Origin of the sequence: Streptomyces sp. NBC_00207, assembly GCF_045160965.1 — a bacterium.
Lineage (GTDB): Bacteria > Actinomycetota > Actinomycetes > Streptomycetales > Streptomycetaceae > Streptomyces.
In genome coordinates this window covers 925,292-952,164 of sequence record NZ_CP130715.1, presented here as the reverse complement: position 1 = coordinate 952,164, position 26,873 = coordinate 925,292, and the positions used below count along the sequence as shown (strand labels likewise).

The 26,873-nt window shown below is 69.7% G+C and carries 24 protein-coding genes and 2 pseudogenes; 16 read left to right on the top strand and 10 right to left on the bottom strand.

The window, feature by feature from the left end:
• Nucleotides 1–15 precede the first annotated feature (15 nt).
• The 4 genes from OG472_RS04905 to OG472_RS04890 form a co-directional block, all read right to left on the bottom strand.
• Nucleotides 16–1,464: a DUF6493 family protein gene (locus tag OG472_RS04905; protein ID WP_405940983.1), complete on the bottom strand. Its 1,449-nt coding sequence runs from the start codon at nucleotides 1,462–1,464 to the stop codon at nucleotides 16–18.
• 53 nt (nucleotides 1,465–1,517) lie between these two features.
• Nucleotides 1,518–2,027, bottom strand: coding sequence for a barstar family protein (locus OG472_RS04900; protein WP_405828029.1), 510 nt, complete (start codon nucleotides 2,025–2,027; stop codon nucleotides 1,518–1,520).
• A gap of 108 nt (nucleotides 2,028–2,135) precedes the next feature.
• Entirely contained in the window at nucleotides 2,136–2,378 is a 243-nt protein-coding gene (locus OG472_RS04895; RefSeq protein WP_405940982.1) for a hypothetical protein, read from the bottom strand.
• Nucleotides 2,379–2,558: 180 nt separating this feature from the next.
• Nucleotides 2,559–3,077, bottom strand: a complete 519-nt coding sequence (locus tag OG472_RS04890) for a proline dehydrogenase (protein ID WP_401603013.1) — start codon at nucleotides 3,075–3,077, stop codon at nucleotides 2,559–2,561.
• Nucleotides 3,078–3,821: 744 nt separating this feature from the next.
• Between OG472_RS04890 and OG472_RS04885 the strand changes: the two genes are divergently transcribed.
• The 7 genes and pseudogenes from OG472_RS04885 to OG472_RS04855 all read left to right on the top strand — a co-directional run bounded on the left by OG472_RS04885 (nucleotide 3,822) and on the right by OG472_RS04855 (nucleotide 10,697).
• Nucleotides 3,822–4,655 (top strand): PIG-L family deacetylase, encoded by an 834-nt coding sequence (locus OG472_RS04885; RefSeq protein ID WP_405940981.1) that lies wholly within the window; start codon nucleotides 3,822–3,824, stop codon nucleotides 4,653–4,655.
• A 638-nt stretch (nucleotides 4,656–5,293) separates the two neighbouring features.
• Complete coding sequence (locus OG472_RS04880; RefSeq protein ID WP_401603010.1) at nucleotides 5,294–5,665, top strand: VOC family protein; 372 nt, start codon at nucleotides 5,294–5,296, stop codon at nucleotides 5,663–5,665.
• A 56-nt stretch (nucleotides 5,666–5,721) separates the two neighbouring features.
• A pseudogene (locus OG472_RS04875) lies at nucleotides 5,722–6,487 on the top strand (transposase).
• Nucleotides 6,488–6,751: 264 nt separating this feature from the next.
• A complete protein-coding gene (locus OG472_RS04870; RefSeq protein ID WP_401603008.1) occupies nucleotides 6,752–7,288 on the top strand; it encodes a hypothetical protein in 537 nt (178 codons plus the stop codon).
• A gap of 75 nt (nucleotides 7,289–7,363) precedes the next feature.
• The gene (locus tag OG472_RS04865; protein WP_405940980.1) at nucleotides 7,364–7,783 is read left to right on the top strand and encodes an SgcJ/EcaC family oxidoreductase; all 420 of its coding nucleotides are present in this window, start codon (nucleotides 7,364–7,366) and stop codon (nucleotides 7,781–7,783) included.
• Between the two features lie 590 nt (nucleotides 7,784–8,373).
• Complete coding sequence (locus tag OG472_RS04860) at nucleotides 8,374–8,715, top strand: hypothetical protein (RefSeq protein WP_405940979.1); 342 nt, start codon at nucleotides 8,374–8,376, stop codon at nucleotides 8,713–8,715.
• Nucleotides 8,716–9,461: 746 nt separating this feature from the next.
• The gene (locus OG472_RS04855; RefSeq protein ID WP_405940978.1) at nucleotides 9,462–10,697 is read left to right on the top strand and encodes an MFS transporter; all 1,236 of its coding nucleotides are present in this window, start codon (nucleotides 9,462–9,464) and stop codon (nucleotides 10,695–10,697) included.
• Between the two features lie 99 nt (nucleotides 10,698–10,796).
• Here the strand turns inward: OG472_RS04855 and OG472_RS04850 are convergent, their stop codons facing one another.
• The 4 genes from OG472_RS04850 to OG472_RS04835 form a co-directional block, all read right to left on the bottom strand.
• Nucleotides 10,797–11,528, bottom strand: coding sequence for a DUF2625 domain-containing protein (locus OG472_RS04850; RefSeq protein WP_405828005.1), 732 nt, complete (start codon nucleotides 11,526–11,528; stop codon nucleotides 10,797–10,799).
• A gap of 319 nt (nucleotides 11,529–11,847) precedes the next feature.
• Entirely contained in the window at nucleotides 11,848–12,144 is a 297-nt protein-coding gene (locus OG472_RS04845) for a hypothetical protein (RefSeq protein WP_405940977.1), read from the bottom strand.
• A 379-nt stretch (nucleotides 12,145–12,523) separates the two neighbouring features.
• Entirely contained in the window at nucleotides 12,524–13,276 is a 753-nt protein-coding gene (locus OG472_RS04840; protein ID WP_405940976.1) for an SDR family NAD(P)-dependent oxidoreductase, read from the bottom strand.
• Nucleotides 13,277–13,523: 247 nt separating this feature from the next.
• The gene (locus tag OG472_RS04835; protein ID WP_405940975.1) at nucleotides 13,524–14,267 is read right to left on the bottom strand and encodes an SDR family oxidoreductase; all 744 of its coding nucleotides are present in this window, start codon (nucleotides 14,265–14,267) and stop codon (nucleotides 13,524–13,526) included.
• Between the two features lie 205 nt (nucleotides 14,268–14,472).
• Here OG472_RS04835 and OG472_RS04830 point away from each other — a divergent pair, with 205 nt between their 5' ends.
• Entirely contained in the window at nucleotides 14,473–15,393 is a 921-nt protein-coding gene (locus OG472_RS04830; protein ID WP_405943140.1) for a helix-turn-helix domain-containing protein, read from the top strand.
• A 267-nt stretch (nucleotides 15,394–15,660) separates the two neighbouring features.
• Here OG472_RS04830 and OG472_RS04825 read toward each other — a convergent pair whose 3' ends face one another.
• Nucleotides 15,661–16,074, bottom strand: coding sequence for a hypothetical protein (locus OG472_RS04825; RefSeq protein WP_401602994.1), 414 nt, complete (start codon nucleotides 16,072–16,074; stop codon nucleotides 15,661–15,663).
• 136 nt (nucleotides 16,075–16,210) lie between these two features.
• Here OG472_RS04825 and OG472_RS04820 point away from each other — a divergent pair, with 136 nt between their 5' ends.
• From OG472_RS04820 to OG472_RS04795, 6 genes and pseudogenes are all read left to right on the top strand, one after another.
• Nucleotides 16,211–16,420: a hypothetical protein gene (locus OG472_RS04820; protein ID WP_401602992.1), complete on the top strand. Its 210-nt coding sequence runs from the start codon at nucleotides 16,211–16,213 to the stop codon at nucleotides 16,418–16,420.
• 62 nt (nucleotides 16,421–16,482) lie between these two features.
• Complete coding sequence (locus tag OG472_RS04815) at nucleotides 16,483–16,722, top strand: hypothetical protein (protein ID WP_405940974.1); 240 nt, start codon at nucleotides 16,483–16,485, stop codon at nucleotides 16,720–16,722.
• 28 nt (nucleotides 16,723–16,750) lie between these two features.
• Complete coding sequence (locus tag OG472_RS04810; protein ID WP_405827992.1) at nucleotides 16,751–17,131, top strand: protease inhibitor I42 family protein; 381 nt, start codon at nucleotides 16,751–16,753, stop codon at nucleotides 17,129–17,131.
• A 64-nt stretch (nucleotides 17,132–17,195) separates the two neighbouring features.
• Nucleotides 17,196–17,435 (top strand): hypothetical protein, encoded by a 240-nt coding sequence (locus OG472_RS04805; protein ID WP_405827990.1) that lies wholly within the window; start codon nucleotides 17,196–17,198, stop codon nucleotides 17,433–17,435.
• A gap of 1,435 nt (nucleotides 17,436–18,870) precedes the next feature.
• Complete coding sequence (locus OG472_RS04800; RefSeq protein ID WP_401602986.1) at nucleotides 18,871–20,325, top strand: ribonuclease catalytic domain-containing protein; 1,455 nt, start codon at nucleotides 18,871–18,873, stop codon at nucleotides 20,323–20,325.
• Nucleotides 20,326–21,316: 991 nt separating this feature from the next.
• Nucleotides 21,317–22,160: pseudogene (locus tag OG472_RS04795) on the top strand (IS5 family transposase).
• Nucleotides 22,161–22,175: 15 nt separating this feature from the next.
• Here OG472_RS04795 and OG472_RS04790 read toward each other — a convergent pair.
• Nucleotides 22,176–22,631 carry a hypothetical protein gene (locus OG472_RS04790; RefSeq protein ID WP_401602982.1) on the bottom strand — a complete coding sequence of 152 codons (456 nt, stop codon included), beginning with the start codon at nucleotides 22,629–22,631 and terminating at the stop codon, nucleotides 22,176–22,178.
• A gap of 515 nt (nucleotides 22,632–23,146) precedes the next feature.
• Between OG472_RS04790 and OG472_RS04785 the strand changes: the two genes are divergently transcribed.
• Complete coding sequence (locus OG472_RS04785) at nucleotides 23,147–24,754, top strand: hypothetical protein (RefSeq protein WP_405940973.1); 1,608 nt, start codon at nucleotides 23,147–23,149, stop codon at nucleotides 24,752–24,754.
• A 527-nt stretch (nucleotides 24,755–25,281) separates the two neighbouring features.
• Nucleotides 25,282–26,790, top strand: coding sequence for a DUF4246 domain-containing protein (locus OG472_RS04780; RefSeq protein WP_405940972.1), 1,509 nt, complete (start codon nucleotides 25,282–25,284; stop codon nucleotides 26,788–26,790).
• Nucleotides 26,791–26,873: the final 83 nt, after the last annotated feature.

Below are 26,873 nucleotides of genomic sequence, written 5' to 3'. Positions count from 1 at the left end.
TGATCGTGGGGCGGATCAGCGGCCGGAGAGCGCCGAGGTCAGCCGGCGGGCTTCGCTGACCAGCCGGGACGACCCGGTACGGGCCGCCGCTGCCGCCACCTCTGCCGGCGCCGGGCCCGAGGCCCCGGAGCGCTCCACGCACTCGGCGGCGACGGCCAGCACCTCGCCCGCACCCCGTACCGAAGGCAGGAGGGCCGGCAGGACCTCGGCGAGGACGGCCCACACCGTGGCGTACGCGCCCGCCGCCGCAGCTGTACGGGCCGCGTCCGCAAGCCGGTTGGGCTTGACCGTGCCCAGGGTCACCATCGAAGCCAGCTCGCGCCCCAGCAGCGGGGCGTCCAGCTCGCCCCGGCCCGCCAGCACCAGCAGGGCCTCCACCGCCGGGCGGCGGCCGTCCGGGTACCGCCCGCCCAGCCCCGCCGCAATGGCGGAGTGCAGCCCGGTTCCCGCGGGCCCGCCCAGCAGGGCGAGGTGCGGCAGCATCCAGGCGCCGCCGTGGTCGCCGACCGTCGCGGCCAGCGTCACGCCCGGCAGCAGCCATGAGGCCTGGGTGTCCCGGTCCTCGGGCAGGACCGAAGCCCGCACGGCATGCCCGCCGGCCCAGTGGTAGCACTGGGTGAAGCCTTCGTGGGGGCGGTTCAGCCACTGGAACGCATCCGGGAACTCCCAGCGCAGGGCCGGCCGTTCACCGCTCAGGAAGGCGACTTGCGGTACGGCCGCTCCGGTCCGCGACCAGGCCCGGTGCGCCCCCGGATCGGGCATGACGACCCGGCGGCGCGGCGTGCCCGGTTCACCGTCCGGGCCGAGCCAGGCGGCGAGCCGATCGCCCTCGGAGGTCCCGAGCCGCTCCGCGGCCGCGGCGGCCGCCGGGGCCGCCGGATCGTCCCGCCGTACGCGCAGTAGGGCCTGCCCGAAGTCGGCGGGCCCGGGACGGACGCCCAACCGCCGGTACTCCACGAGTCGTTCCACGAGCTCGGCCGCCTCCAGCGCACCCGTGTCCCAGGTGGGGGTGGCCAGCAGGAAGGGCTGGGGTGTGCCGGACCGCAGCGCGTACCCGATCTCGCGCACCCGCGCCTTCATCACCAGCTCGAGCCCGCCCTGCGCGCACTCCTCGTGCCCGCGCTCCCGGCGTACGTACTCGGGCTTGAGGCTGTACCCCGCCACCCGCCACAACAGCGAGGCCACCACCACGTCCACCGGGGTGAGCCGGTTCGCCTCGGTCTCCTCCTCGGGGTAGCGGTGCCCCAGCGCCGTGGACAGGGCCTCCGCGAGCGGGTGGCGGGCGCGGTGCGCCTGCCGTACCAGTCCGTCGAGGATGCGTTCGAACACCGCCACGGTGTGGGCGTGCGAGTCGAGATGGGCGGCCGTCAGCTCGACGGTCTCGGCGAGCCCGGAGGGCGCTGCATCGAGCCGCTGCGCAGGCGGAACGGGCGGGAGGGTGTCCTGAGTGGCGGTGAAGATCATGCCCGAACGCTAGGGGCGCCCACTGACATCGCCGTCGCGGGACGAAGCCGTTCCTATGGCGAGGCGGTTGACGAGACGGCTGACGAAACGGGAGATGAGACGGCTGACGAGTCGGCTGACGAGACGGTCTCTTCCCAGCACGACCGCACCTGTTCCCGCACGTCCGCAACGGATGCCGCGTCGCAGGACATGACGACCAGCAGCCTGCTCAGGTCGATGCCCTCGGGCCGCTTGACGGAGGACCATCGCCGCCCTGCCCGCAGCAGGGTCCGGAAGAGCTGCCGCCGTGTGGCGGGGTCGTCGGGCAGTGCCGCGTCCGCGGCTTCGACGATCAGCACGTACTGGTCCGCTGGCAGCCACGCCAGATCACCGAGACAGTCGTGGAGCGCATTCCAGTTCCACCCGAAGTAGTCGGGCAGCCGTAGCCCGTCGTAGAACTGCTGGAAGACGGCGTCCGTGTCGCACATCTGCCGCCCGTCGAGCCGTGCCACGTATGTCCTGCCGGTCAGCAGCAGATCGACGGGCAGGGCGCCTTGCTCGGGAACGACGTGTACCCAGGGCATGTTGTGCACCGCCATCCTCCTTCCAGTAAGCCGGCGAGCCCTCCGCGGTCAGACCCGGTGACGGCAACGAGCTACACCATCCGGTGCTGCTCCACGCACTCGCGTGCACTAGGCGCCGCGGTAGTACGCCCAGGGGTCTGACTCGAAGTTCTCCGGCTGCTCGCGCTGAAGCTTGTCGTACCGCTCGTTCAGCAGTTCCAGTGCGTCGCGGATGTTGACGTGGAAGGCTTCCCGGATCCTCACCAGGGCAGGGAGCGTTTGATTGGTAAGGATCAGCGGGTCGGCTTCGAGCCAACAGCGCTCTGCTGCAGATGCATCGTCATCGCGCATCTCAAGATCATCATCCGACACGCCGGCAAGTCTGGCATACGCCGACCGGTCGCAGCCGGTCATTTTCCGTGGACACCCAACCAAGCGGGTTCGCCTGCAAGGCGGCCGACTCGTCCGGCGCCGGACCGTCCCGCTGCGCCGGGGCCGGGATTCACCGGCGTGCTGCACCGACAGTCTGGGGCGGGGCCGAGGATCCCCGGGTCAGCTGGTTCTGCCGATGGCGCCGCGGGCCGCCAGGCGGAAGTCCTTGACCGCTTGGTAGAGGGTTCGCTCTCGTTCGGCGGCGAGGGCGATGTCTTCGGCCTTGCGGGTCGTGTCTCCCGCGCGGGCGTTGTCGGCCATCCGTCGCATGACGTGTGAGAGGTCGCTGGAGGCGTCGGTAACGCGTTCCGCGACTTCCGCGAGGGGAGCCGGCCCTTCGAGGATGACGACCTCGACGGCGCGATGCACCTCGCGGGCCAGGGTGATGAAGCGGGCTGTCTTCTCGTCGATATCGGGGAGGTCGGGTTGGTCCGAACGCAGCGCGACGAGGACGGCGTCCATGGCGATGTCGCGGTCATGGAGGGCGCTGAGGTAGCGGGCGTACGCGTCGCGGCGATGCTGGCGGCTCCATTGCGCGTGCTGGGACCGTGCCTGAGCACGGCCGTTGACGATCGCGGCCCCGAGGGTGGTGGCGGAACCGACGGCGGCGCCCAGCAGCGCGGCGAGTCCTGAGTCCATGGGCCCCAGTCTGCCGTCTTCTTGTCCTCGGCGTCCGTGTCCTGCGCATTCGCCGTTTGCACCTGCGGGTGCTCGCAGCCGATCCCCCTGGGGGCCTGTACCAATCCGGCAGAGCGAGTGGAGGGAGCCTCCGCGAGGTAGCGCGAATTCCGGCCCTGGCGACGTGCTGGTGGGCGCGGACGATGGTGGAGTCGACGGCGACGCCGGGTCGAGGTCGCCTTCGGCGTCGGCTCGGTCGGGCAGGGCCCCGCGACCCGAAGTGCTCGGGCAGGTCCAACAATGGCGTGCCGGTGCGGTACTTGAACGCGATCGCGTCGATCACCTGCCGACGATCACGCCACCGCCCACCCCGTCCGGTCCGGCAGCAACGGCTCGACGCGTGCCCACCCCCGCGGACGCGGGGATGGGCCCGTGCCGTGGCAGACCCCAGCCCATCCCGATGGTCCGTCGTCATCGCCCCTTCGAAGGGTCACAACGGCCAGCCCGCCACGACTTCGACCGAGAGGCAGACCGTTTTCATCGACGCTTCGAGGGGGTCCCACGCATACGTCCTGGAAGGCCGAGCGGCCGCGTCGGGAACAGCCGGTCCGGTCGGCGCGGTTGCATTGACCGAGGGACCGGCGCCACGGGCGGGGGACACGGAGACCCCAAGGCCGTCCGCCCCACCGAAACCCGGGCCCCCAGCATCGCGGCACACCCGCCGCGCCCTCGGACCAAGAAGTACTTCTGCAGGAGGATTGTTTCGTGACTGACCGGCCCTTGACGCTCATGGCAGTGCACGCCCACCCCGACGACGAGGCCACCGGAACCGGAGGGGTCCTCGCGCGGTACGCGGCGGAAGGCATCCGCACGGTTCTCGTGACGTGTACCGACGGCCGTTGCGGTGACGGACCGGGGGGTGTCAAGCCGGGCGATCCCGGGCACGATCCGGCGGCCATCACCTTGATGCGCCGTCAAGAACTCGAGGCGAGCTGTGACGTTCTGAAGGTCAGCGATCTGGAGATGCTGGACTATGCCGACTCCGGAATGATGGGCTGGCCGAGCAACGACGCCCCCGGATCCTTCTGGCAGACCCCCGTGGAGGAAGGCGCCGCCCGACTTGCAGAACTCATGAGGCACTACCGACCCGATGTGGTCGTCACTTACGACGAGAACGGCTTCTACGGCCACCCCGACCACATCCAGGCCCACCGCATCACGATGGCCGCGCTGGAGATGACCGCGCTGACACCGAAGGTGTACTGGACGACGATGCCCCGCTCGGGGATGAAGCGGTTCGGCGAGATCATGCGCGAGTTTCATGAGGACATGCCGGAGCCGGATCCCGCCGAGGCCGCCGCGATGGCCGAGATCGGCCTGCCCGACGATGAGATCACCACGTGGGTCGACGCCACCGAGTTCAGCGGTCAGAAGTTCGACGCGCTGGCCGCGCACGCCAGTCAGGGCGAGAACATCTTCTTCCTCAAGATGGGCAAGGAGAGGTTCGGCGAGTTGATGGGCACGGAGACGTTCGTACGTGTCAAGGACACCACCGGCGCGGCCGTACCGGAGAACGACCTCTTCGCCGGACTGCGCTGATCCGCCCGTCAGACCGGCGTCCGGGAACGCTCATCGGCCGCACGGCCCGATCGAGCGGCCCGGGAGCCCTCGGCCGTCGGCGGATCCCTGCGGGAGTGTTGGCGGCTATCGCCCCTGCCGCCGCCGTCGCCGGGCACGTGGCGGCCGTCGGCTTCGACCCGCAGTCGGGCTGACCGTGTTCCCCGACTCGTCGTCTTGAGAGACGAAGGCACGCCTGGAACAGACCCGCGTCGTGGCGGCCTGCAGTGCTGCGGCGCGCCGTACGGTCGTGCCCGCACCCGCACCCGCCGATGCCAGCGCCCCGGCAGGGCAGTCGTGTCCGAGCTGAGCCGGTACACAGACGTCGCCGGACGGCCATGGCCGCGCGCCTCCGCGCACCATGAGGCAGCGCAGGCCCGGCGGGCGGACACGGCGATGGCGGATGCGGGGGAGCGGCAGACCTGGGAGAGATACGGGAAGGGCGGCAGCCGCAGATCCGCGCGAAGGCCAAGAGAGTGCCGGCACGGACGACGGTCGGCTGCGCCACCTCACCGTGGCGCAGCCGCCCGAGTTCGCCGCCAGCCTCACACCTTGTTCATCAACCATGCGCTGGGCCCCTGCCACTGGCCCGCTCGCGGGCCAGTGGCAGAGTGAGCCGGATGATTGGACGCCTTTATACCGTTGTCATTGACTGTCCCGACCCGGATGAACTCGCCGGTTTCTACGAGAAGCTGCTGTCGCTGTCACGGCAGGCCGACACCGGCGATTTCGTAGTGCTCCAGGACGCGGCGGGCACCCCGGTGGTCCTCTTCCAGCGGGTAGACGACTTTCGCGCGCCGCGGTGGACGGATCCCGCGCGTCCTCAGCAGATGCACATCGACGTGATGGTCACGAACCTCGATACGGCTGAGGCACAGGTGCTCGCCCTCGGCGCGACGCTGCTGGATGGTTCGGACAAGCCGATCGGTTACCGCGTCTACGCGGACCCCGTCGGCCATCCCTTCTGCCTGATCACCCCCGAGGGAGCCTGACCCTGCCCTTTGGGGTCCGGCATCGAAAATGACTCGAACTGGGACGAGTTGTACGCGTGTCTGGCCGTGCGAGGCGACGAGCTGTTCGAGTTGGCGGACGTGGTGCTGTGTGCGCCGGGTGCGGTGCACTCGGCAGTCGAGCTGACGCTCCTGCCCGAACATCGACGCGGGCACGGAGCGATGTACGCGCCGGCCTGAACCAGGGGCGGATCGATGTGGACCGGCTGCGGTCACTGCTGGCCGGCCTGCCGCTGCCCCGGTTCCCCGACGGGCGCCCGGTCCTGGCCGTCGACGTGTCACGGTGGCTGCGGTCGAACGCTCCGTGCTCGCCGGACCGGCTGTTCTGCCACGTCTACGGGCGGCGAAGACCGCCTCACAGTTCATCCCCGGCCGGCCCTACTCGTTCGTCGCCGTGCTGGAGATGGGCGCCACGTCCTGGACGCAGATCCTGGATGCGGTCCGGCCGACGACGCCACTGCGGTGACCGCAGCCGAACTCCGTGACGTCGTCGAACGACTCGTCGCGGCGGGCCCGTGGGCGCCGGGCGAGCCCGACATCGTCATCGTGACCGACGCCGGTTACGACGTCACCCGCTTGGCGTGGGTCCTGCGGGACCTGCCCGTCGAGCTGGCCGGGCGCCTCCGCGGCGACCGCGTGATGCGGCTACCGAAACCGCCACGGGTCTACGACCCGCAGGGAGGCCGGCCGCCGAAGCGCGGGCCGGAGCTCCGCTTCGCCAATCCGGAGACCTGGCGCAGGCCCTCGGCTGGACCCGCCCCAAACCACGGGAACCGGAGGCAGCGGACCGGTGGACGTGGCTGATCATCACCGCCTACACCCAGCTCCGGCTCGCCCGCTCGCTCACCCGCGACCTGCGGCACCCCTGGGACCCCTGGGACCCCGAACAGACACCGGGCACCCCGCTACGACGTGGGCAAAACAGTCCGCCGGGAGAAGACCCGTACCGCCCCACAGCGATTGAAAGGTTGAAGAACAAGCTCGTCGCCGGAGCGCAAACCGTAGCCACCACCGTGCTCAGGGACCCGCGCTCGTCGGACCTCGCTGGACGGGGGCCATAATCTCGCCATGAACATGCTTGCCGTGCGGGTGCTGTTGGCGGTCCTGCTCGTCGGGACCAGCCTGAGCGGATGTTCCTTCCTCTCCCCATTCGAGACCTGCGAGGGAACCGAGCCGGCCGTGGCCGAGCTCGACGAGCTGCCCGCGCTGGCGCTGCGGCCGGAGGGGGCCGTGTCCGTCGGCGGTGGTCCGTGGGCCGGATCATCCTGCGTCGACGACACCGCGGGCGCCTGGCTCTCCGCGCAGCGGCTGTACGCGTACGGCGGGACCAGGCAGGACGTACTGGACTACTACGGCCGGGAAGCGTCGGCGGCGGGATGGCATCCAGTGCACGACCTGGACACGGGGCCTGACGGCCGGATCGCCGTCTTCTGCTTCGAATCCGCCGACCGGCCGAGCATCACCCTCGCCTTCGACTCGCCCGAACTGCTCCGTGAGGTCTACGGGGTGAAGCCGGACCCGGGGGCCCTGCTCGGCGTGGACGCCCGTACCTGGTTCTCGTGGTCCGCCGAGGCGGCACCCGACGGTTCACGCATGAGCTGCTAGTGGCGAGCTGGGGATCGATTACCTGTGCGTTCGGGGCTTGATCTCAAGTTTGGTTGAGGTTCCATGATGATCGGTATGGAAACGACAACCATTGACCAGCAGACGCAGGAAGCCGAGATTGAAGCGATCAAGCAGGTGATCGCAAAGCTTGAGCATTCCCAGGAGAACGAGTTGCCCGAGGAGTTCGTCGGCCTGTTCCGGGCCGACGCGATCTGGACGACGGGCCACGGCAAGCGCCTCACCGGTCGCCATGAGATCTCGTCCTTCACCCACCAGGTGCTTCCGGGCGCCATGAAGGACTCGACGGCCACGTACGAGGTGGTGGACGTGCTGTTCATCCGCCCCGACGTCGCCGCGGTCAAGGCCCACGCGCAGTACTGGACGCTGGAAGGGGCGCCGATCGGGAACGCGGGCACCCCGCTCTACGTGATGGCCAAGGAGGACGGGCAATGGCGCCTGGTCGCCTGCCAGAACACGGAGGTGCTCGTCCAGTGAGGCGAGGAGGGGCTGCAGGGGTTGGGTGAGTCGTGAGCCAACCTGGGCCCGTGCGGCCTTTCCCATCCCGCCCCTTGCCGGGGATCTGTCGCGCCCCCGTCGGCGACTTGCTTGAAGAGCTCGCCCCCCGTGGCAGGCCGCTGGTGAATCAGCGTTGCGCCAGCGGCTCGACGAAACCAGAAGCCTCGCAGGGGCCCTGTCCGGCGCGCTCCGCACCGCCGGGTCGGCTCTCACCCTGTAGGCCGACGCGGTTGCCACCGCCGAGTGGCACCTCAAGAGCGGTAAGCACACCGAGAAGAGACTCTCCGAGGTCACGGACCGGGAGAAGGCCGCGACGACTCCGGCGTCACGTGCGGCGGAACCGGTACGGCAGTGGGAGGACAGCCCCGCGACGACGCGCATCGGCGTACCCGGCCCAGCACAAGGCCGAGAGCGGCTTCGCCGACGTGCCCGCGCACGAGATGACGCGGGAGCAGATGTGGGAACTCGGGACACCCGCTACAACGGGGGCCCCTCCTACGAAAGCGACGGAGCGCAAGCGTACGGTCGACTGTTCGACAACAACCTGAACGACGCGGGGGAGCACTCCGGTGAACGAGACGACGAACCCGGCCCGGCAACGCCCCGCCGGCCGCGCGCCCCGGTTGGTGGGTACCGTCGCGTGCACACTCGTCCTCGCCCTGAGCAACCTGGTGACCGGCTATCTTGCGTTCTTGGCGTACGCGGTGGGCCCGGTCGGCCCCTGGGACACCGAGGGCCTCGCCCACGCCAAGTACGCGGCGGGCCTGGGCTTCGCCCTGGCCCTGGTGACGGCACTGCTCTCGTGCGTCTTCGTGAAGGCCGAGTGGGTGGGCCGGGGATGGTTCGCCGCTCCGGCGGTGCTGGCCGTGGCCGTGCTCCTGCGGCTGACCCTGCTCGCACCCTCACTCTGACGCGCACGCACCACCGCATGCGGCGGCCCCGCCGCCGCCAACCCGGTAAACGTTCCCGGTCAGAGCACTAGGGGGCTGAAGGCCGTGACTGGCCCCGCCGTCCGTTCGTCCCCGATGTGCGCGTGGTGCGGATGAGGTAGGCAGCCCGGTGGTCGCGGGTCTGACCGGTCTCGATGTGGGGGAGCGGCGCTGTCAGATCAGGCTGTTGAACATGTTGTGCAAGCCCGTTCGTCTCGGCAGCGGCGGCAGCGGGGCATCACCCCGTGGAGTGGACCGAGTGGTTCTGGACAGGTTTTCGAGGGTGTGGGCGCCGCTGAGAGGGGTGGAGGCCCTGGTTCTGCCTGGTGTCGCGGTGGGGCGGGGGGCCGGTATCGGATCAAATGTTCCGAACCCTCAACGCGCGGGGCGCGATTTGCAGGAGGATGCCGCTTTTCCGCAGCCGTTTCCGCGGGTGGTCGTAGCAGAGGTGAAAATCCACGGACGGAAATCGGCCCTGGGCGTTGCGTCTCGCAGCCGTGGATAGGGTGTCGTCGGACCGGGCGACGGCCGGCCTCTCCGGCCGACGTCCTGCCCTGCGCAGCTGCGGACTGAACCGGCCGCCCCCGCGCCCCCAGCACTTCAAGTCAGTCCTCGTCTAGATGCGGATCCCGACATTCCGTCTGCTGTAGCGGCTTACGGGTGGGTGCGGGGCCAGAATCGAAACGGGGGACTCCTTGCGGAGCGACGCACAACCTGAAGCCATACCCTTGGCGAAGAACACTCCCTTCCGGCTCCTGTGGGCCGGCCAGTCCGTGAGCGTGCTCGGCACCGCGGTGACCACACTGGCCTTTCCGCTCGCCGCCATCCAGGAGCTGGACGCCACGCCCCTGCAACTCGGCGTCCTCGCTGCGGTCGCTGTGCTTCCCCCGGTACTCATCGGACTCCCGGCCGGAGCCCTCGTCGACCGCAGGGCCAAACGCCCACTCATGCTGCTGTGTCACGCCGGCCGGGCGGGGCTGCTGACCACCATCCCCGTCGCCGCAGTCCTCGACGTCCTGAGCATGTGGCAGCTCTACCTGATCGCGTTCCTCAATGCCGTGTTCACCGTGGTCTTCGACGCGGCGTATCAGAGCTATGTGCCCGTCGTCGTCGGCCGCGACCACCTCATGGTCGCCAACGGCCGGATCAGCGCCTCAGACGGCTTCGCCCAGCTCTCCGGCCCCAGCCTGGGCGGATTCCTGGTCGGACTCCTCAGCGCCTCACGCGCCATCGCCGTCGACTCGCTCTCCTACCTCTTGGCCCTCGTCCTGCTGCTCTTCGACCGGACCAAGGAGACGACCCATCACCGGAGCAGCGGCACAACCTTCCGGCGCCAGATTGTCGAAGGTCTCAAGTTCGTCTTCGCCCACCCCGTCCTCCGCGCGATCGCCTGCTTCAACGCCACCAATGCCGTGCTGCTCTCCTGGAGCAACACCGTCTGGCTCCTCTACGTCGTACGCGAACTGGGCTGGTCCTCATCAGCGGCAGGCATGGTCCTGGGCATCGGTGCGGCCGGCGCCGTCATCGGCGGACTCGCCGCGCCCCGCATCGTTCGCCGCTACGGCATGCCCCGCGTACTGCTCGTCACCGCCCTCCTCGACGGACCCGGCCAGCTCCCCGTACTCCTCGTCAACCCCGGGCTCGGCGGACAGGTCATCGTCTGCAGCTGCTACGTGATCCTGCTGTTCGGCGTCATGGTCTACAACACGGCCCAACGGACGTATCGGCAACTGGAGAGCCCCGAGCACATGCTGGGGCGGGTCACGGCCTCCATTCGCTGGATCCAGTGGAGCGTTGCACCGCTCGGCGCGCTGCTGGCCGGCGTGACGGCTACGGTCATCGGGCTGTACGCCACCATCCTCCTCGGTGTCGTCGGTCTCACCCTCTCCGTTCTCTTCCTCTACCTCTCGCCCCTGCTTGCAATGACCCGCCGCCGCACCACACAGCCCGCACTCCACATCTGAACCAGACACCGCTCTCGGCGAAGAGGACGCGCGAGGGGAGTCAGGAAGCCCCCGCCCCCTGGCACCTGGCACGAAGCCCTGATCCGTCAGCGAAGCCAGTCACACGTCGCCCAGGAACCCAGGATCGGACGGCCCCATCTGCCGGGCGAAGTCCGCTGCGACTCCTAGCACCTCGCGCATCGGCACAGGCCGCCGACTCGTGGCCGCGAGATCGGCGTGAGCTTCCTCGGACCACAGGAACGGATACACGGAAAGACCACGCCCGAAAGCCAGGGCCGCGGTCTCCTCGCGCCAGCCGGGCCAGCGCATTCCGTCATAGAACGTCTCCAGCCTGCCCGAGAGCAGCCAGGAGACCCATGCGGAGTGGCCCATCTCCATCGCCTCCCACGCCAGAGTGTCGGGAGCGAAATACGTCATCTGGCCAGGTGCCCCAGGGCGGCCCGCGGCGGCGGGATCGCCACCGTTCAACGCGAAGACCCCTCCGACAATGTCGTGGCCGACGACAAGACCTGTCGCGGGATGCCAGCCAGGGGCGAAGTCCGTGGGGAAACGGTTGACCTGCGCCAGACTCGGGAGTCGCCCATCCGCGACCGACCCCGAACCCCCGCCGAACACCCGCACCCACCCGTCGTCCACGAGCAATCCGCCAGTGTTCAACGCCAGTGCACCCAGCACCGATCGCGCGCTGACCTGCATCTGCAGAAGGCATCGGCGGCCCTCGTTGACGTCTCCGGGCAGCACTCGAACCGGCACGGAGCTCGCCTTGAGAGTCTCCTGAAGCTCCGGCCACGCCGGATCGTCCACATTGACCAGCTCATCGATCCCTCGCATCCGACGATGGTCGCACCCTTCGGTATCGCCTCATCGTGGGGGCCGGACCGCGCTCACTCGGAGGCCGGGGCGATGGATCGGGCAGCGATCGTCTGCACTTCGGGCCTCATGGCCGAATGATGGTGGCCCCTGTCGCCCCTGGACAAGCCGTCCCGTTCCGTTCACGTGGCGGCTGTTCCTGCTGGTAGTGGCTCTGTGGGGAAGGCGACCCGCTTCCTCAATAGGGCAGGCGGCGAGGCCCCAGCGGTGGTCGGCTACCCCCTCGCCGCGGTGGACGCGGACGCGGCGCCGGTGGTGCGGGCATGATGGGGCTCCTTGATCACGAAGCGGTAGCGCGTCGGGAGCGGAGCCGGCGGACGCCCTTCACGGCGTAGACGGCGGTCATGAGCGCGAAGCCGGTGGCAGCGAGCCAGAACCAGGATTTCGCCACCGTGAGACTCAGCAGCAGGCCGCCGATGAGCATCAGGGCGGCGACGGTGTCCAGCAGTTCGAGACGTGCCGTGGAGCGCACCACGGAGTCGGGACCGCGGAGCCGGCGGACGATGGGAACGAGGCCAAGGGCTTGCAGGACGGCCAGACCGAGAGCGATCCAGACGTACCAGTCGGGTATGTTCACGGCGCGAACTGTAATCGCCCGCCCGGGAACGCGACGAAGATCCAAAAGACGAATCCTGGGCGCCCGCATGAACGGCTCGGTTGTTGTCCGTGTGACGGTGGTGGGACCGGCGTGCCATCCACGTCCGCCGCCCTCCGGGGAGATGGGCCGGCAGCGCCTGCCGCGGCTTACGCCTTGAGCACCCTGTCGACAGCAACAGCCCCCTCCCGCAGTACGCGACCGGGCCGGCCCACCGGCCGCACCCGGTGGGGAGCGAAGGTGGCCCGGTGGTAGCGGGCGGCGCCGTTGACCGCCTGGGGATGGGGGTCAACGGCGCCGGTGCCGTGCGTGCACAGCTCCGGGTCCTCGAAGGGACGTTTGTGCGGGGGCGGGCAGTCGTTTAGGGGACGGAGTATCCGCCGTCGACGGGGAGCGCGATGCCGGTGACGAAGCTGGCCTTGTCGGAGGAGAGCCAGACCACGGCGTCGGCGATCTCCTCTGCGCGGGCGATCCGTCCCAGCGGGTGGGCGGCGTCAAGGGACGTGCGCTGGTCCGCGTCCAGGGCGGCGATCATGGGGGTGTCGACCAGGCCGGGGCACACGGCGTTGACGCGTATGCCGTGGGGCGCCACCTCGACCGCCGTGCTCTTGGTCATGCCGATCTCGGCGGCCTTGGTGGCCGCGTAACCGGAGAAGCCGGGGACCCCGATCAGGCCGGCGCCCGAGGACATGTTCACGATCGCGCCGGAGCCCTGCGCCGTCATGTGCCGGAGCTCGTGTTTCATCGACAGGAACACACCGCGCACGTTCAGGGCGATCATCCGGTCGAGCATGCCGGTGGAGTAGTCGAGGGTGAGCTGGTACTCACCGTCGTATCCGGCGTTGTTCAAAGCGATGTCGAGGCGGCCGATGTCCGCGACGGCGGCATCGACGGCCTTCTCCACCTGTGCCTCGTCGGTCATGTCGGCCACCACGTAGCGGGCCGAGCCGCCGGAGGCCTCGATCAGACGGACGGTCTCCTTCAACGTTTCCGCGGTGCGGCCCGCGACCGTCACCAGTGCCCCTTCGGCTGCCAGGGCCAGGGCGGAGGCCCGCCCGATGCCGCTGCCGCCGCCGGTGACGAGTGCCGAGGCGCCTGCAAACTGCTGGTTCATCTCTCTACATCCTTCTTGTCGCTGTGGGGTGTTGCCCAGTACGGGAGTGGTTGCCGGGAGCGCCGCATCAGCCGGTGACACCGGCGGCCGGGCCCGGTGGCCGGCGGCACCTCGCGCTGGTGGTGGGGGCGAGGTGCCGCCGATGGCCACGGGAGCGAATCCGCTCAGCCGGTGAGCTGGTTCGGTAGTGGCCGCTGCCAGGTCCGGGGCTGTGGCGGTGCGAGCAGACGGTCCGCCCGGCGTGGCGTCAGCGCTGTGCCGTGCCCTGGACGACGACCTCGTTGACGTTGACGTCATCCGGCTGGGCGATGGCGTAGCCGATGGCCCGGGCGATGGCCGAGGCGTCGATACCGACCGCGTCGAGCGCGGAGCACACCGCGTCCTGCTGCGCGTCGTTGCCGCCGGAGTGGGTCAGCTCGGTCTTGGTCAGGCCCGGACTGACGACGGTGACGCGGAGGTCGGTGGTCTCCTGGCGCAGGCCGTCGGAGACCGCACGTACGGCGAACTTCGTCGCGCAGTACACGACCCCGGTCGGGTCCACCCGGTGCCCGCCGGTCGAGGCGACGTTGATGATATGCCCGGACCGGCGCTCACCCATGGTGGGCAGGACCGCCGCGATGCCGTACAGCACACCACGCAGGTTCACGTCGATCATCTGGTCCCATTCGTCGACGCGCAGCTCCTCCATGAAGCCCAGCGGCATGATGCCGGCGTTGTTGACCAGCACGTCGACGCGGCCGTGGCGCTCCAGCGCGCCGGAGACGAAGGCCTCCACGCTGGCGCGATCGGTCACGTCCAGCTGCGCGGACTCGGCGCGGTGGCCGGCCTCGGTGAGCTCGGTGACCAGGTCGTCCAGGCGGTCGGTGCGCCGGGCGCCGAGGACGACGTGATGGCCTTCGGCAGCGAGGTGGCGGGCGGTCGCCTCGCCGATTCCGCCGGACGCGCCGGTCACCAGGACGATCTTGCGGGGGGTGGACGGGGTGGTGTTCATGGCTGCGCTTCTTCCTGGGGTGGTGTGCCGGCCCTTGTGGCCGGGCGACACATCCAGAGCACCAGCCGGACGGAACCGCAGGTAGAACCCTCCTCGTCCTGGGGTTCGGCCTACCGGGGGTCCAGCAGTACCCCCTTCCACTGACATCGGGCGGGGCCGGCTGGCAGAGCTAGCCTGAAACCATGAGTCAGCGCCGGAGACCGATATCCGGGACTTCCTGCGCACGCGCCGGGCCCGCATCACCCCGGAACAAGCCGGCCTCGCCCCGCACCCGGGCGCGCGCCGGGTGCCCGGCCTGCGGCGCGAGGAAGTCGCCCAGCTGGCCGGAGTCAGCGTGGACTACTACGTACGGCTCGAACGCGGACGCACCACATCCGCCTCCGCCGCCGTCCTGAACGCCGTCGCTCACGCACTGCAACTCAACGACATCGAACGTAACCATCTGTTCGCCCTGGCCGACCCCACCGGGCAGCAGACGGATACGCCCACAGCCCAGCGCGCCCGCCCCGGGCTGCTGCGGGTGCTGGAGAACATCACCGACGTCCCGGCCCTGCTGCTCGGGCACCGCCTGGACGTCCTGGCCGTCAACCACCTGACCCGCGCCCTCTACCGCGACTTCGAGGGCCTGCCGGTCGGCGAGCGGAACATGGCCCGCTACATGTTCCTCGCCCCCGAGGCCCGCGACCTCTACGTCGACTGGCCCGAGACCGCCCGCGAAAACGTCGGCATGCTCCGCCTGTACGCCAGCCACCATCCGCGCGATCCGCAGCTGGCACAACTGGTCGGCGAACTCTCCGCCGGCGACCGGGACTTCCGCCGATGGTGGTCGGAGCACGACGTGTACCGGCCCCAGTACGGCTCCAAGCGCTACCACCACCCCTTCGCCGGAGACCTCACCCTCGGCTTCGAGGCCTTCACCCCCATCGGCGATCCCGACCAGACCCTCGGCCTCTACACCGTCGAGCCCGGCTCACCGTCGGACAACGCCCTGCGCGTGCTCGCCGGCTGGACCGCCAATAACACCCCTACGGATAGAACTCAGGCAGATGGGGCCGGCGTCGGGGCCGAGGTCTCCGCCCACCGGCAGCAGCCCGCGCCCGGCAAGGGAGCGGGGCGCGGGAGGTGACGCGCATCCGCTGCCCGGGCAGCGGATGTGGCAGCCGTCGTGATGCCGGCCGCACCTGGGCACGCCGGCTTTCCGGCACTCCGGTACTCCGGCTGTTGTTGGTGCGCCTGGCGAGTCCGGTCACCCGTTCCCTAGGTGGTCGCTTACGGAACACGGCGCCGCGGAACGTCCACCTGCAACGCCTCATGTTTCAGGAGGCGTTGCGAACGGTGGAACGCCTGGAGCGCCCGATGAACGTCGGCGATCTCCCCGGGGGACGGCTGGTGTTCACGCCAGGTGGGCGGTGATGAGTTCTTCCCAGGAGCGGATGAAGGACGGGTACTCGGCGGCGAACTCGTCGAGAGCCTTGGCCGCGGCCGGGGTGAGGGGCGTCATGTCGTAGGTGACCGTCACCTCGCTGCCGACCCCGGTCGCTGCCAGGGTGACGGTGACCGTCCCGGCCCGGACGCCCGGGGTGATCCGGGCGTAGGAGACCGACCAGGGGAAGTCTCGGGAGACAACCAGCCATGTCGTCTCCTCTTCGTGGGACGCGGTGAGCCAGACGGTTCCCGGCGCGGTGTCGTCCGGCGTCTCGACCGGGAAAACGGGTTCCCAGCCCGGCACCCAGTCGCGCTCACCCCGGGCGGTGAAGAGCCGGAAGGCCGCTTCGGGCGGAAGCGGGACGTTGAGTGCGGCGCTCAAGGTACGACGGTCCATCGAGTCTCCAGTGCGTGGGTGTCGGCGGCGGCCGCGCATACCCTTCAGGCCGCCACGTGCAACTCTGCCAGCGCGGTAACTGGAGGGCTCCCGCGGCGCCCTGGTCACTTTCGTGGCCTGGATGCTGCGCGAGGGTCAGCAGAACGGGAAGGGCTACGCGCCGAGGCCCGTCGGCACCCACCTGGCCGCGGTCGTCGTCGGCCTGCGGCGCGAGCGCGGGGTCTCTGTCAGCGGTCCCGGCGTCGACCAGGCCGAAGCCCGCACGGGCCTGACCGGGCTGGAGGTCAAGCTCCTGCATGCCGGGGGAGCGCCGCAGCCGCGGAAGTCGTGAAGCCGGTGGCCCAGGGGCACCCGGTCCCTGTGGACGTCTCGGGTGAGGAGGACGCCCACGCGATGACCATCATCGCCCAGGACGGTGACATGCTTCAGGTGTACAACCCCTGGGGCTCGACCACTTGGGTCAGCGAGGGCGACTTCATCAACGGCTACATGGGCAAGGCTTGCAACAGTGATCTCCCCAACGCGTACAGCGAATGTCTTCCGCGGCGGCAGGGGCGGTGCGGCGATCGCCGCGGCCGCGCTCCTCGCTCTCGCCACGGGCTGCGGCTCCGGCTCCGGTTCCGGCTCCGATGAATCAGCCGGCGGCTCCACGAGCCGCCCGGTGAAGGACACCAGCATCACTGCCGAGCGAGGCGAGCGCTTCACGCTTACCGTCGGCCAGAACGCCTCCACCCGCGAGTACTGGTACCTGGTCGACCCCGAGCCCGACAGCTCCGTGCTGGTCAGCCGCGGCCATGTCTACGCGTCGGACTCCGGCGACGAAGCGGTGGCCGGTGCCGGCGGTCGGCTCACCTTCACCTTCGAGGCCAAGGGCAAGGGAACCACCAGCTTCACGCTGCTGCACTGCACCTTCACCACCTGCCAGGGCAACACCTCCACCGTGCCCCCCGAGACAACCGGGCCCTCCGCCACCCCGGCCACGGGGGCCACCACCCCCTCCCAGGCGCCCGAGCGCATCACCTACACGGTCACCGTCAACTGAGCCGCAGCGGACAACTTTCGGCCTACGGCGGCCGGGCCCGCCGTGCGCGGAGGCCTTCCGGGCGGTGTGCGCGTGCGGAACGACCAAACCCCTGTATGAAGCGGACGCCGACCTCGCGGGACCGCTCACGGACCGGAACTCGCACCTGTCCGTTGTCCGCGATGCGGCCGTGCCGCTGGCCGCGGTCCTGGTCGAGATGGCTGGACAGCTGACCGGCACGGCCGCGGACGCGCCGTTGGCCGCGCTGCGCGCGCCGCCGGTGCTGGAGCTGGTCGCCGACACGTACCGGGATCACGGTGCCTGACCTCGGTCGGCGACTCGAGCGCGAGGCCCGGGCGCTCGGTCTCGACCCGGCCGGACTGCCGTCCGACGCGACGGCCCTGGCCCGGCTCGTGGAGCTCTCCCGGGGCCGGTGGCGGCGGCCTGTCTTGTCTTCGGGTACGAGGGCGATCCGGTGGCCCCTGCTCGACGCCACTTCCGGACAGCCCTGACCGGCCGGCCCCGGCCCGGTGCGCAGAGCGCGATCATTCCTGCGACGAGCCGCGCACAGTCGACAACCTATCGCCGATGGTTGGGAGCTCGGCCACGAAGGTGGTGCTCCGCGGCATGCCACGAATGCCTGCAGTGCACAGCGTGCCGCCTCCGCCCGGGGCGGGCGCCTTTCCACACGGTGATCATTGCTGCGGCGCCACTGAGCAGGCCTCCGACGCCTGACACACCGGCGATCACGAGAGGCAACGTCCCACCGAGGTCGGTCGGGGTCGGTCCGCCGTCTGCCCTGGTGCCGGCGTCCGAACCCGGCAACGTTCCACCAAGGTCGGTCGGGGTCGGTCCGCCGTCTGCCCCGGCGCCGGCGTCCGAACCCGAATCGGTCCCACCGCTCAGGTGTGGATCGGCGCTATCGGCAGTACTTTCAGTGAATGGATCGCGGCCAGATTCTGAGGCCGGCTGGAGGAATACGGAGCCGCTGTCCTTGTCGGGGATGAACCACCACGCCGCGAGAGTGCAAATGCAGATCGTGAAGGCGATGAGGGCGATGATCAGCCATCGCAGCGCGGCCCGGAAGCCCCTCGGGTGACACCGGGCGGCTGGTTTGGCGACGCCTCTCGAAGGCAACTCAAGATGATTCAGCATCTGACTCACTCCGTACCTCAGCGGGCGCCCCACCTTCGTGTGACTCCATGCCTCAATTCCGCCCTAGCTGCCGACTCGCGTCACGGCACTGCATTTCGGGACTTGACAACAGACCTGTGAATGGGGAGGCGGCGGTTGGAAGCAGGCATCCGGGGAAGCGGCCGTCCACTCCCTGACAACGTTGTCATCCATGTCGCCCGCATCCGCGTCCCGGTCGAGGCTGCCATAGCCGCCCACTGACAGCAGGCCGCGCCTGGCAAGGGGGCGGGACGCGGGAGGTGACGGGCGTCGGGGAAGGGGCGTGCTGCGGTGGTGAAAGGCGGGTGGCACGGTGCAGGCCTGGCGACGGAGGAGCACATCAAGGGCGGCGCCTGCTGCACGCAGGGCAGCAGTGTGCCCGCCCGCGCGTGGACCCGGACGCCGCCCCTGGGAGCGCGTGTGCGCTGCCGTCCGGGCGCGCTGTGCTTCCGTAATGATCCGGCGGACAGAACCTGGGCGATGCCCCCTTCCCGGGCGCCCACCGCCACCCCCGGTCCGTACCGGCCGCTCCGCCACCCGGACCCGCTCGCCGCGCCGGTCCGTGACCGTCGCCCTACGCTCGGGGCATGCGACGCCGACCGATGCACATGTCTGACGAGGCCCTGGACAGCCTGCGTTCCGCGCTGGTGGAGCTCCGTGCGGAGCTGAAGGTCCCTCTCGTCTTCCCCAAGCGCGTACTCAAAGCGGCCGACAAGGCAGCGGCCCAACCGCATCCGCACCACAAGGACGCCACCCACCTGCCGTTCTTCACGATCGACCCCCCGACCTCCAAGGACCTCGACCAGGCCATGCACCTGGAGCGCCGGCCCGGCGGCGGCTTCCGCGTGTACTACGCCATCGCCGACGTGGCCGAGTTCGTCAGGCCGGGCAGCCCCCTGGACGCCGAAGCGCATGACCGGATCGAGACCCTCTACTTCCCCGACCTCAAGGTGTCCCTGCACCCGCCCGTGCTCTCCGAGGACGCGGCCAGCCTGCTGCCGGACAAGGATCGCCCGGCCCTCCTGTGGCAGCACGACCTCGACGCCGACGGCAACGTGACCGCATCGTCCGTGAGTCGGGCCATGGTCCGCAGCCGGGCCAAACTCAGCTACCAGGGCGTTCAGCAGTCCATCGAGGACGGCACGGCCGAGGAGTCCGTCGCACTGCTGCGCGAGATCGGCAAGCTGCGGGAGACCGTCGAGATCACGCGCGGGGGCATCTCGGTGAACCTGCCGGATCAGGAGGTCACCTTCGAAGACGGATCGTTCCGGCTGAGCTACGTGGCGACGCTGCCGGTGGAGGGCTGGAACGAGCAGATCTCCCTCATGACCGGAATGGCCGCGGCCCAGATCATGCTCGACAGCGGTACGGGGATCCTGCGGACCCAGAAGGAACAGACCGACGAGCACGTGGTCAGTCGCCTCCACGAGATCGCAAAGTGCCTGGGCATCGTCTGGGACTCCGGTGTCTCGTATGCCGCGCTGGTCCGCAAGCTCGATCCGAAGAATCAGAAGCACATGGCCTTCCTCACCGAGGCCGCCACCACGATGCTCAAGGCGGAGTACACCGTCTTCCGCGACCACCAGACGCCGGAACACACGACGCACGCGACGATCGCGGCCCCGTACACCCACTGCACGGCTCCGCTGCGCCGCCTGGTCGACCGCTACACCGGTGAGCTGTGCGTGGCAGCGTGCGCGGACAAACCCCCGCCGAAGTGGGTGCTCGATGCCCTGCACTGCCTGCCGTGCGACATGGCACGGGGGAAGGCGGGTGTCGCGGACCGGCAGACCGTGGACCTGGCCGAGGCCGCGGTGCTGATGCACCGGGTGGGCGAGGTGTTCGACGCTGCGGTCATCGACACCGACGCGGAGCGGGATGATCCGCACAAGGGCAAGGTGTACCTGGCCGACCCCGCGGTGATGGCCAAGGTCACCTCGACCAACGGCCAGAGCCTCCTGCTCGGAGCGAGCGTCAGGGCCAAGCTCAAGCGGGCGGACCCCTCATCGGACGACGACAAGGTCCTCTTCACCATCCCCTAATCCTGGCATTCAACGTCCGGTGCAGAGCACGGCCCCACCGCACGAAGCGGCCGGTGGTTACCAGGCCCGGTCTGGTCAACGATGACCCCTAGGGCAAGGGATGGCTGATCGGATCAGCCTCACCGATCCGAGTCCCGACGGCCTGCTGAGCGCGGACGCACTGCGGCCGGCGGCGGAGCGGCCGGGGCGACACGGTCTGTCCGGACAAGGGCGCGGGTGGGAGACCGGAGGAGCGCCCCGCTCTTCACCGGCCAGGGAAGCAGTCCGTACGCAGAGTTTCCGCCAGGATGCGTGTCCGGCAGGTCTGGTGGGTGTTCGCCTGCGAGGATCGTTCGGCTGGAGTCGGGGGATCCGCTGTGAAGCGACTGCCCTTGCGGCTCCGCCCCGCATGCCCCCGGCCGGCACCCCCCCCGCTGGCCGGGGCAGGCCCCGGCCAGCCCACCCCCCCCGGCTGGTCGGGGCTCTTTCACACGGAGGGGAAGGATCGCCTGGCGGCCGTTCTTCTGGTTCTTCACCGCCTGCGGTATCGACTTCAACGCGATCGCGAGCCGGGCTTGCGTGACAGCGGCGGCCTCACGCGTCCGCGCCCGGGATCCGGCCGGCCCGTGGGCAGGGGAGTGGGGTGTGCTGGTGGACGGTGGATTTCGAGCGGGGCCCGCCACTTCGTGTTCTCGGAGGCTTGCGGTCGCTTTGCCCACCCAGTCGGGATGAAACCGGCGGCCACTCGCCCGTCGTTCGCTTCTCCGCCCCAGATGCCCCAGAGCCTGTTCTGACGGGCGCTGGTTTTGTAGGCGGTGCCTCTGGGGCAGGCGGAGCAGATCCGTTTGGCCCGGTCGCTCCACTTCGCGAGGTGGAAGACCTCCGGGCCCGTTTCGGCGCGGGGGCGATCAGATCGTCTCGGTGCGACAGTTCCAGGTTCATCGCAGCTGCCCCGGATCACCAGGAGTGCGGCTAGGCCGTTTCCTTCAGATCATCGGTCGTTGGTTGATGTGTGTCGTTGACTGACGCCCAGTGGGCACGCATCGAGCCGCCGCTGCCGGACCGGACGCCGAAGCGGGGCGGGCAGTGGCGCGATCACCGGCAGGTGATCGACGCGATCGCTTTCAAGTACCGCACGGGCACGCCGTGGATGGACCTGCCCGAGCACTTCGGTTCGTGGAAGGGTGCCCACAACCGGCTTCGGATGTGGGCCGCGGATGGCACCTGGGAGAAGGTCTTCACCGCCCTGCTCGCCCAGGCCGACGCCGAAGGCGACCTCGACTGGATCGTCGCGGTCGACTCCACGATCGTCCATGCCATCAGCACGCCGCCGGGGCTCGTCAAAAGGGGCCCCGGCTGGCGAGCCGGCCGACCATGCCCTCGGGCGATCCCGCGGCGGACTGACCACCAAGATCCACCTCGCAGCTGACAGTCGCTGCAGGCCGCTGGCCTTCGTGCTCACGCCGGGCCAGGCCGGGGACGCACCCGCATTCGAGCAGGTCATGACCCGCTTACGGGTGCCCCGGCGGATTGGCCGTCCTAGGATCACGCCGGACGTGGTCCTGGCCGATAAGGCCTACTCGTCCCGGGCGATCCGCCGCCACCTGCGGCGACGCGGGATCCGGGCGGTGATCCCGCAGCCCGCGGACCAGGCCGCCAATCGCAAGCGGCTCGGCCGGGTCGGCGGCCGACCGCCGGCCTTCGACCGCGAGGTCTACAAGCAGCGGAACAGCGTCGAACGCTGCATCAACAAGCTCAAGCAATGGCGCGGCCTGGCCACTCGATACGACAAAACCGCCACCATCTACCTCGCCGGACTCCACCTCGCCGCCATCTTCATCTGGTCAGCGAGGTGATCCGAAAGGGGCGGCCTAAGGCGTGCCGTCGTCGGCGTCGAACTCGCCGTCGGGGTTGCTGTCCCCTCCCGGGGTGGTGGGGGTTCCGTAGTCGGGGTCGAACTCGCCGTCGGGGTTGGGGTCCCCTTGAGGGGGGTTGATGCCGTCCTCGAGAATCCCGTCCGCGGTGACGGTCGCGTCCGTGTCGACCCAGTCGGGGTCCTCCGGCTCGGGCCCCTTGATGCCGTCCTCGAGGATCGTCTCGGGACGGACGGTCACGTCGGTGTCGACGTCCCCGTCCGGGTCGGTGTCCGCGCCGGGCCCGGTGTCCTCGACGGGGTCGTCCGCGACCAGGGCCGTGCTGAAGCCGGCCGTGGGAGCCGCCGTCGCCGTCGTGGCGGTGAGGGCCAGACCTCCCGTGGCCGCCGCGGCCGACACCACGATCGCCGCGATGCTCAGGCGGACGGTGTTCCTCCGGGTCTTGCACGTCATGGTTCTGCCTTCCACTGGTTCGAAGGGGCGCCCCGTGGCGCCCCGTCCTCGCTTCCAGTAGATCGAAGCCGCCCCGCGGGGTCACGCACCGGGATCTCGGGGCTTGACACCGTCCGGAACCGCCGAAGTCCGGATTACGCCGGGCCTGCGGCGTGATCCGAAGGCCAGGCCTAGGCGCAGGTAGCCGTCAGGCTCGCGGAAGAGGCCGGGACTGCCCGCGCTGCGAGGAGCAGGAGGCCGCCGCCCAGGCCTGTGCCGAAGCCTCCGCGGCGCAGTCGGGCTTCGATGTCCTGGCCGCGCCGGCGGTCCCGGTTCTGGTGCCCTCGCCGCGCTCGGCCGCCGACACCTGGGCCCGGCCGGGAGCGTGCCGACGTCGACGAAGATTGATCGGCCGTTGCCTGTGTACTCTGGGTGAGCTTTCGAACCTGTTCAAGGATTAACAGAAAATTGGGGGGCCGGTGCGTAATCGCCGACTCGTAGTGTCCGCCGCCGTCGTCGCGGCTGGTGTAGGTCTCGTGCCCGGTATAGCCCAGGCCGACGATCCGGCCAAGTCCGACGCGCACGGGGTGAGCGCACCGGACGTGGATCTCGGCAAGGCTGCGGCGTCGAACTTCAGCACCTTCACGAGCCCGGCCGAGCGCACGGTCAGGCCTGCCGGCAAGGGCAAGGCCCAGGCCCAGGCCCAGGCGCAGGGGTCTGTCGCCGCGGAGCCGACGGTCGGCCTGACCGCCAAGGGCACCAGCGCCCGTGGGATCAGCCTGGACCTCGCCGTCAGCATCGACCCGGACGCCCAGATCTCGGCCTACATCGAGTGGGGTGAGGGCAGCACCGACGTGTTCGACACTTACGGCCCCACCAACCAGACCGTGGCCCACTCCTATTCGGAGATCGGCTCTTACACGATCAAGGTCACTCTGAAGGACGCTTCGGGCGTGCGGGGCACCAACACGCTCGCCGTCGTCACTCCGGGTTCCGACTTCACGCCGTACGCACCCACTCGGCTCCTGGACACCCGTAACGGCACGGGCGGGCCGAAGGCCAAGGTCCCCGCGTACGGCACCACCCGAGTGAAGATCTCCGGCAACGGTGACATCCCTGCGGGGGTCACGGCCGTGGTGCTCAACGTCACCGCCACGAACACCACCAGCGGCGGCCACGTGACGGTCTGGCCCGAGGGCAGCGAGCGTCCGATCACGTCGAACGTCAACTTCGCCAAGGGACAGACCGTCCCGAACCTGGTGATTGTGCCGGTCGCCAAGAACGGCTACGTCGACCTGTACAACGGCGGCTGGGAGTCGATCGACCTGATTGCCGACATCACCGGCTACTTCACCCGGACCACCTCCAGCGGCTACACCCCGCTGAACCCGTCGCGCTTCGTCGACACCCGCAACGGCACCGGTACCGCCCAGGGTCAGGTCCGCGGGCAGGCCACTTTCGGCACCAAGTTCACCGGCAGGGACGGCATCCCGGACGACGCCACCGCGGTCGCACTGAACGTGACCGTCACGAACCCTCGCGAGGACGGCCACCTGACCGTGTTCCCCAGCGGGGGCGCTGTTCCGATCACGTCCAACGTGAACTTCCGCGCCGGCCAGACCGTCGCCAACTCGGTGATCGTGCCGGTCGGCCCCGACGGCTCGGTCAACTTCCGCAACGGCGCCTGGAACGGCACCGACGTCATCGTCGACGTCGTCGGCTACTACCGCGTCGGCAGCCGGGGCGCCTACATGCCCTTCGTCCCGGAGCGTCTGCTCGACACCCGTGACAGCTCGAACTGGTCGTCGGGCCCGCTGGAGGGCCAGGGGTACATCTACATGCCGCTGTCCACCCAGCAGCCCTCCAACACGGCCTACGTGCTGAACACCACGGTCACCAACACCCGGGGCGACGGGCACCTCACGGTCTCCCCGGACCCCAACACGCTGAACGCCTACAAGGCCGGCTTGGACAGCTGGCCCACCCCGCCCAACTCCTCCAACCTGAACTGGAAGCGGACCGAGACCGTCCCGAACCTGGTCCAGGCCGGGATGGGCAACAACGGCATCATCGACTTCTGGAACCGCGGCTGGGACGACATCGACCTCGTGGTGGACATCTTCGGCGGCTACCAGATGAACTGATCCGCCAGCAGGACCCGTACGACAAGGCGCCCCGGAAACCGGACCCCAGCGGTCTGGTTCCCGGGGCGCCGCCCGCTTCCCGCCGGACGAGGTGCACCTGGGTGCGCGGGCGGCGCTACCTCCACCCCTGACCCCGCCCCGCGCCATCAGCCAACGCCACAAAGCCGCTCCTGTGCCGGAACTTCGCAGCAGCCGACGCTCTGGAGTGTCGTTTCTGCGGCAAATCTGGCCGCCCGCCCGGGTGATCCCGCCGGCCGCTCTCTTCCGCGTTCGGGGCGGGGACGGCTGAGAGGCGAACGGCTGCGGAAGCTGATCGCCGCGCGCGGGTGGCCGGGCGCGGCGCTGGTCGGGCGGCGAGCCGCCGGGGAACCGCCTGGCGCGGTCCCGGGGCCGGACATTCCACGGTGTCCGCCCCCCCGGGGCGGGGCGACCGCGATGGTCATCCCAGCTCGGGGGCCGCGGCTGTGATGTCAGTGGGCCGGGCTATTCTTCCGGGCACCGCACACCGATCGTGAGGACCACCAGAAGTGACCGGCCTGTCCGCCTTCCCGCTGCCTTTCCAGACCTCCCGTTCCCCGGCGTTCGCGACGCCTCGGACGCTGCGGGAGCTACAGATGATGCAGTGCAGCTCGCACCTGCGCGCCAAGCCCGTGTGGTTCGACAAGATGAACGACGCCGACATCGTTGCCAGGTGGACGCGTGAAGCGGTGGCGCAGGGCCTGACCGAAGCACAGGTGCGCTACGTTCTCGCCGAGCTGGGCCACTACGCCGAGTTGCGGGACGCGCGCACTGGCATCGAGGTGTCCGCGGTCGACGGGGTCTGGCAGTCGGACACCCTCGTCGACGAGCAGCTCAGGTCCCGGTTGCGTAAGGCGGTCCGGGTCCTGGAAGAGGTCCCCGAAGCAGAGCGGGACTGGCATCCCGGGTCTGACGGCCAGGTGTTGGACCTCGTGCACCCCTCACTGTTCTGCCTGGTGAGGGAGGTGAGCGGAGGGCCCGAGCGAGCCTGGGACAACCCGACGAACCACTACTCGAAGTACGAGTTCTCGGAGAGGTTCCAGTGGCTGCCCACGGACGTCGACGTCAGTGACGACGGGGCCGTCACCTTCCGCTCGTACGTCAACAACGTCCACCCCGAGGCGCATCGTGAACTGGCGTCCGTCCTGCCGGACGTGTTCGCGCGCCTGCGCCCGCTGTTCGAGAACGTGCTCACCGATCTGCGGCACCCGCGGCCCCTGCGGATCGAGGCCGATCCCTACGGCTGGTACGACTCGGAACCGGAGTATCCGCGCCAGTCGTCCTACAGCGACAACGCGACCTACATGAATGCCCGCGCTGCCTGGGAAGAGGCCTATGAGGCCTGGTGGGAGAACCGCCGCCCGATCGTCCCGGACGCCCCGGCCTTCAGCGCGCCTGTACTGCCCGGCACCTCCGCCAGGGTCGACCTGCGCGGGCGCCGGCTCCAGATCATCGTCAAGCTCGCCACCGTTCACCTCACCCCGGACAAGCCCGAATATCCCGGCGGTTCCTGGCACGTCGAGGGCATGCTGAACGAGCGGATCGTCTCGACCGGCATCTACTACTGGGACAGCGAGAACATCACCGAGAGCCGGCTCGGCTTCCGGACCGCACTCGACGACCCGAACTATGAACAGAACGACGACGCCGGGCTGCGCGAGGTCTATGGCCTTCAGGACGAAGACGCGCTGAACCAGGTGCTGGGCTCGGTACCCACCCCGTCGGGCCGCTGCCTGGCGTTCCCCAACGTCCTGCAGCACCGCGTGGACACGTTCCGCCTCGCGGACCCCACCCGCCCGGGACACCGCAAGATCCTCGCGTTCTTCCTGGCCGACCCGGCGGAGCAGATCGTCTCGACCTCCGACGTACCGCCGCAGCAGCCCTGGTCCGACACATCGACCATGACGCTCGAGCAGGCCAGGACGTACCGCGAGGAACTCATGAAGGAAAGGAAGTTCTTCGTCGACGAACACAACGAGCAGCTCTACGAGAGGGAGTTCTCCCTCTGCGAGCACTGAACCGCGGGTGCGGGGACCCGCCTGCCGGTCTCGGCACCGACACCGGCCTGGCGCGGATCTAGGCTCATTGGCCTGGTGTCTAT

Bases quoted from the DNA above. Each gene is read 5' to 3' on its own strand.
- OG472_RS04905 (WP_405940983.1), bottom strand. From the start codon at position 1,464: ATGATCTTCACCGCCACTCAGGACACCCTCCCGCCCGTTCCGCCTGCG.
- OG472_RS04900 (WP_405828029.1), bottom strand. From the start codon at position 2,027: ATGCCCTGGGTACACGTCGTTCCCGAGCAAGGCGCCCTGCCCGTCGAT.
- OG472_RS04890 (WP_401603013.1), bottom strand. From the start codon at position 3,077: ATGGACTCAGGACTCGCCGCGCTGCTGGGCGCCGCCGTCGGTTCCGCC.
- OG472_RS04880 (WP_401603010.1), top strand. From the start codon at position 5,294: ATGATTGGACGCCTTTATACCGTTGTCATTGACTGTCCCGACCCGGAT.
- OG472_RS04870 (WP_401603008.1), top strand. From the start codon at position 6,752: ATGAACATGCTTGCCGTGCGGGTGCTGTTGGCGGTCCTGCTCGTCGGG.
- OG472_RS04865 (WP_405940980.1), top strand. From the start codon at position 7,364: ATGGAAACGACAACCATTGACCAGCAGACGCAGGAAGCCGAGATTGAA.
- OG472_RS04850 (WP_405828005.1), bottom strand. From the start codon at position 11,528: ATGCGAGGGATCGATGAGCTGGTCAATGTGGACGATCCGGCGTGGCCG.
- OG472_RS04840 (WP_405940976.1), bottom strand. From the start codon at position 13,276: ATGAACCAGCAGTTTGCAGGCGCCTCGGCACTCGTCACCGGCGGCGGC.
- OG472_RS04835 (WP_405940975.1), bottom strand. From the start codon at position 14,267: ATGAACACCACCCCGTCCACCCCCCGCAAGATCGTCCTGGTGACCGGC.
- OG472_RS04820 (WP_401602992.1), top strand. From the start codon at position 16,211: ATGCTGCGCGAGGGTCAGCAGAACGGGAAGGGCTACGCGCCGAGGCCC.
- OG472_RS04815 (WP_405940974.1), top strand. From the start codon at position 16,483: ATGACCATCATCGCCCAGGACGGTGACATGCTTCAGGTGTACAACCCC.
- OG472_RS04800 (WP_401602986.1), top strand. From the start codon at position 18,871: ATGCGACGCCGACCGATGCACATGTCTGACGAGGCCCTGGACAGCCTG.
- OG472_RS04790 (WP_401602982.1), bottom strand. From the start codon at position 22,631: ATGACGTGCAAGACCCGGAGGAACACCGTCCGCCTGAGCATCGCGGCG.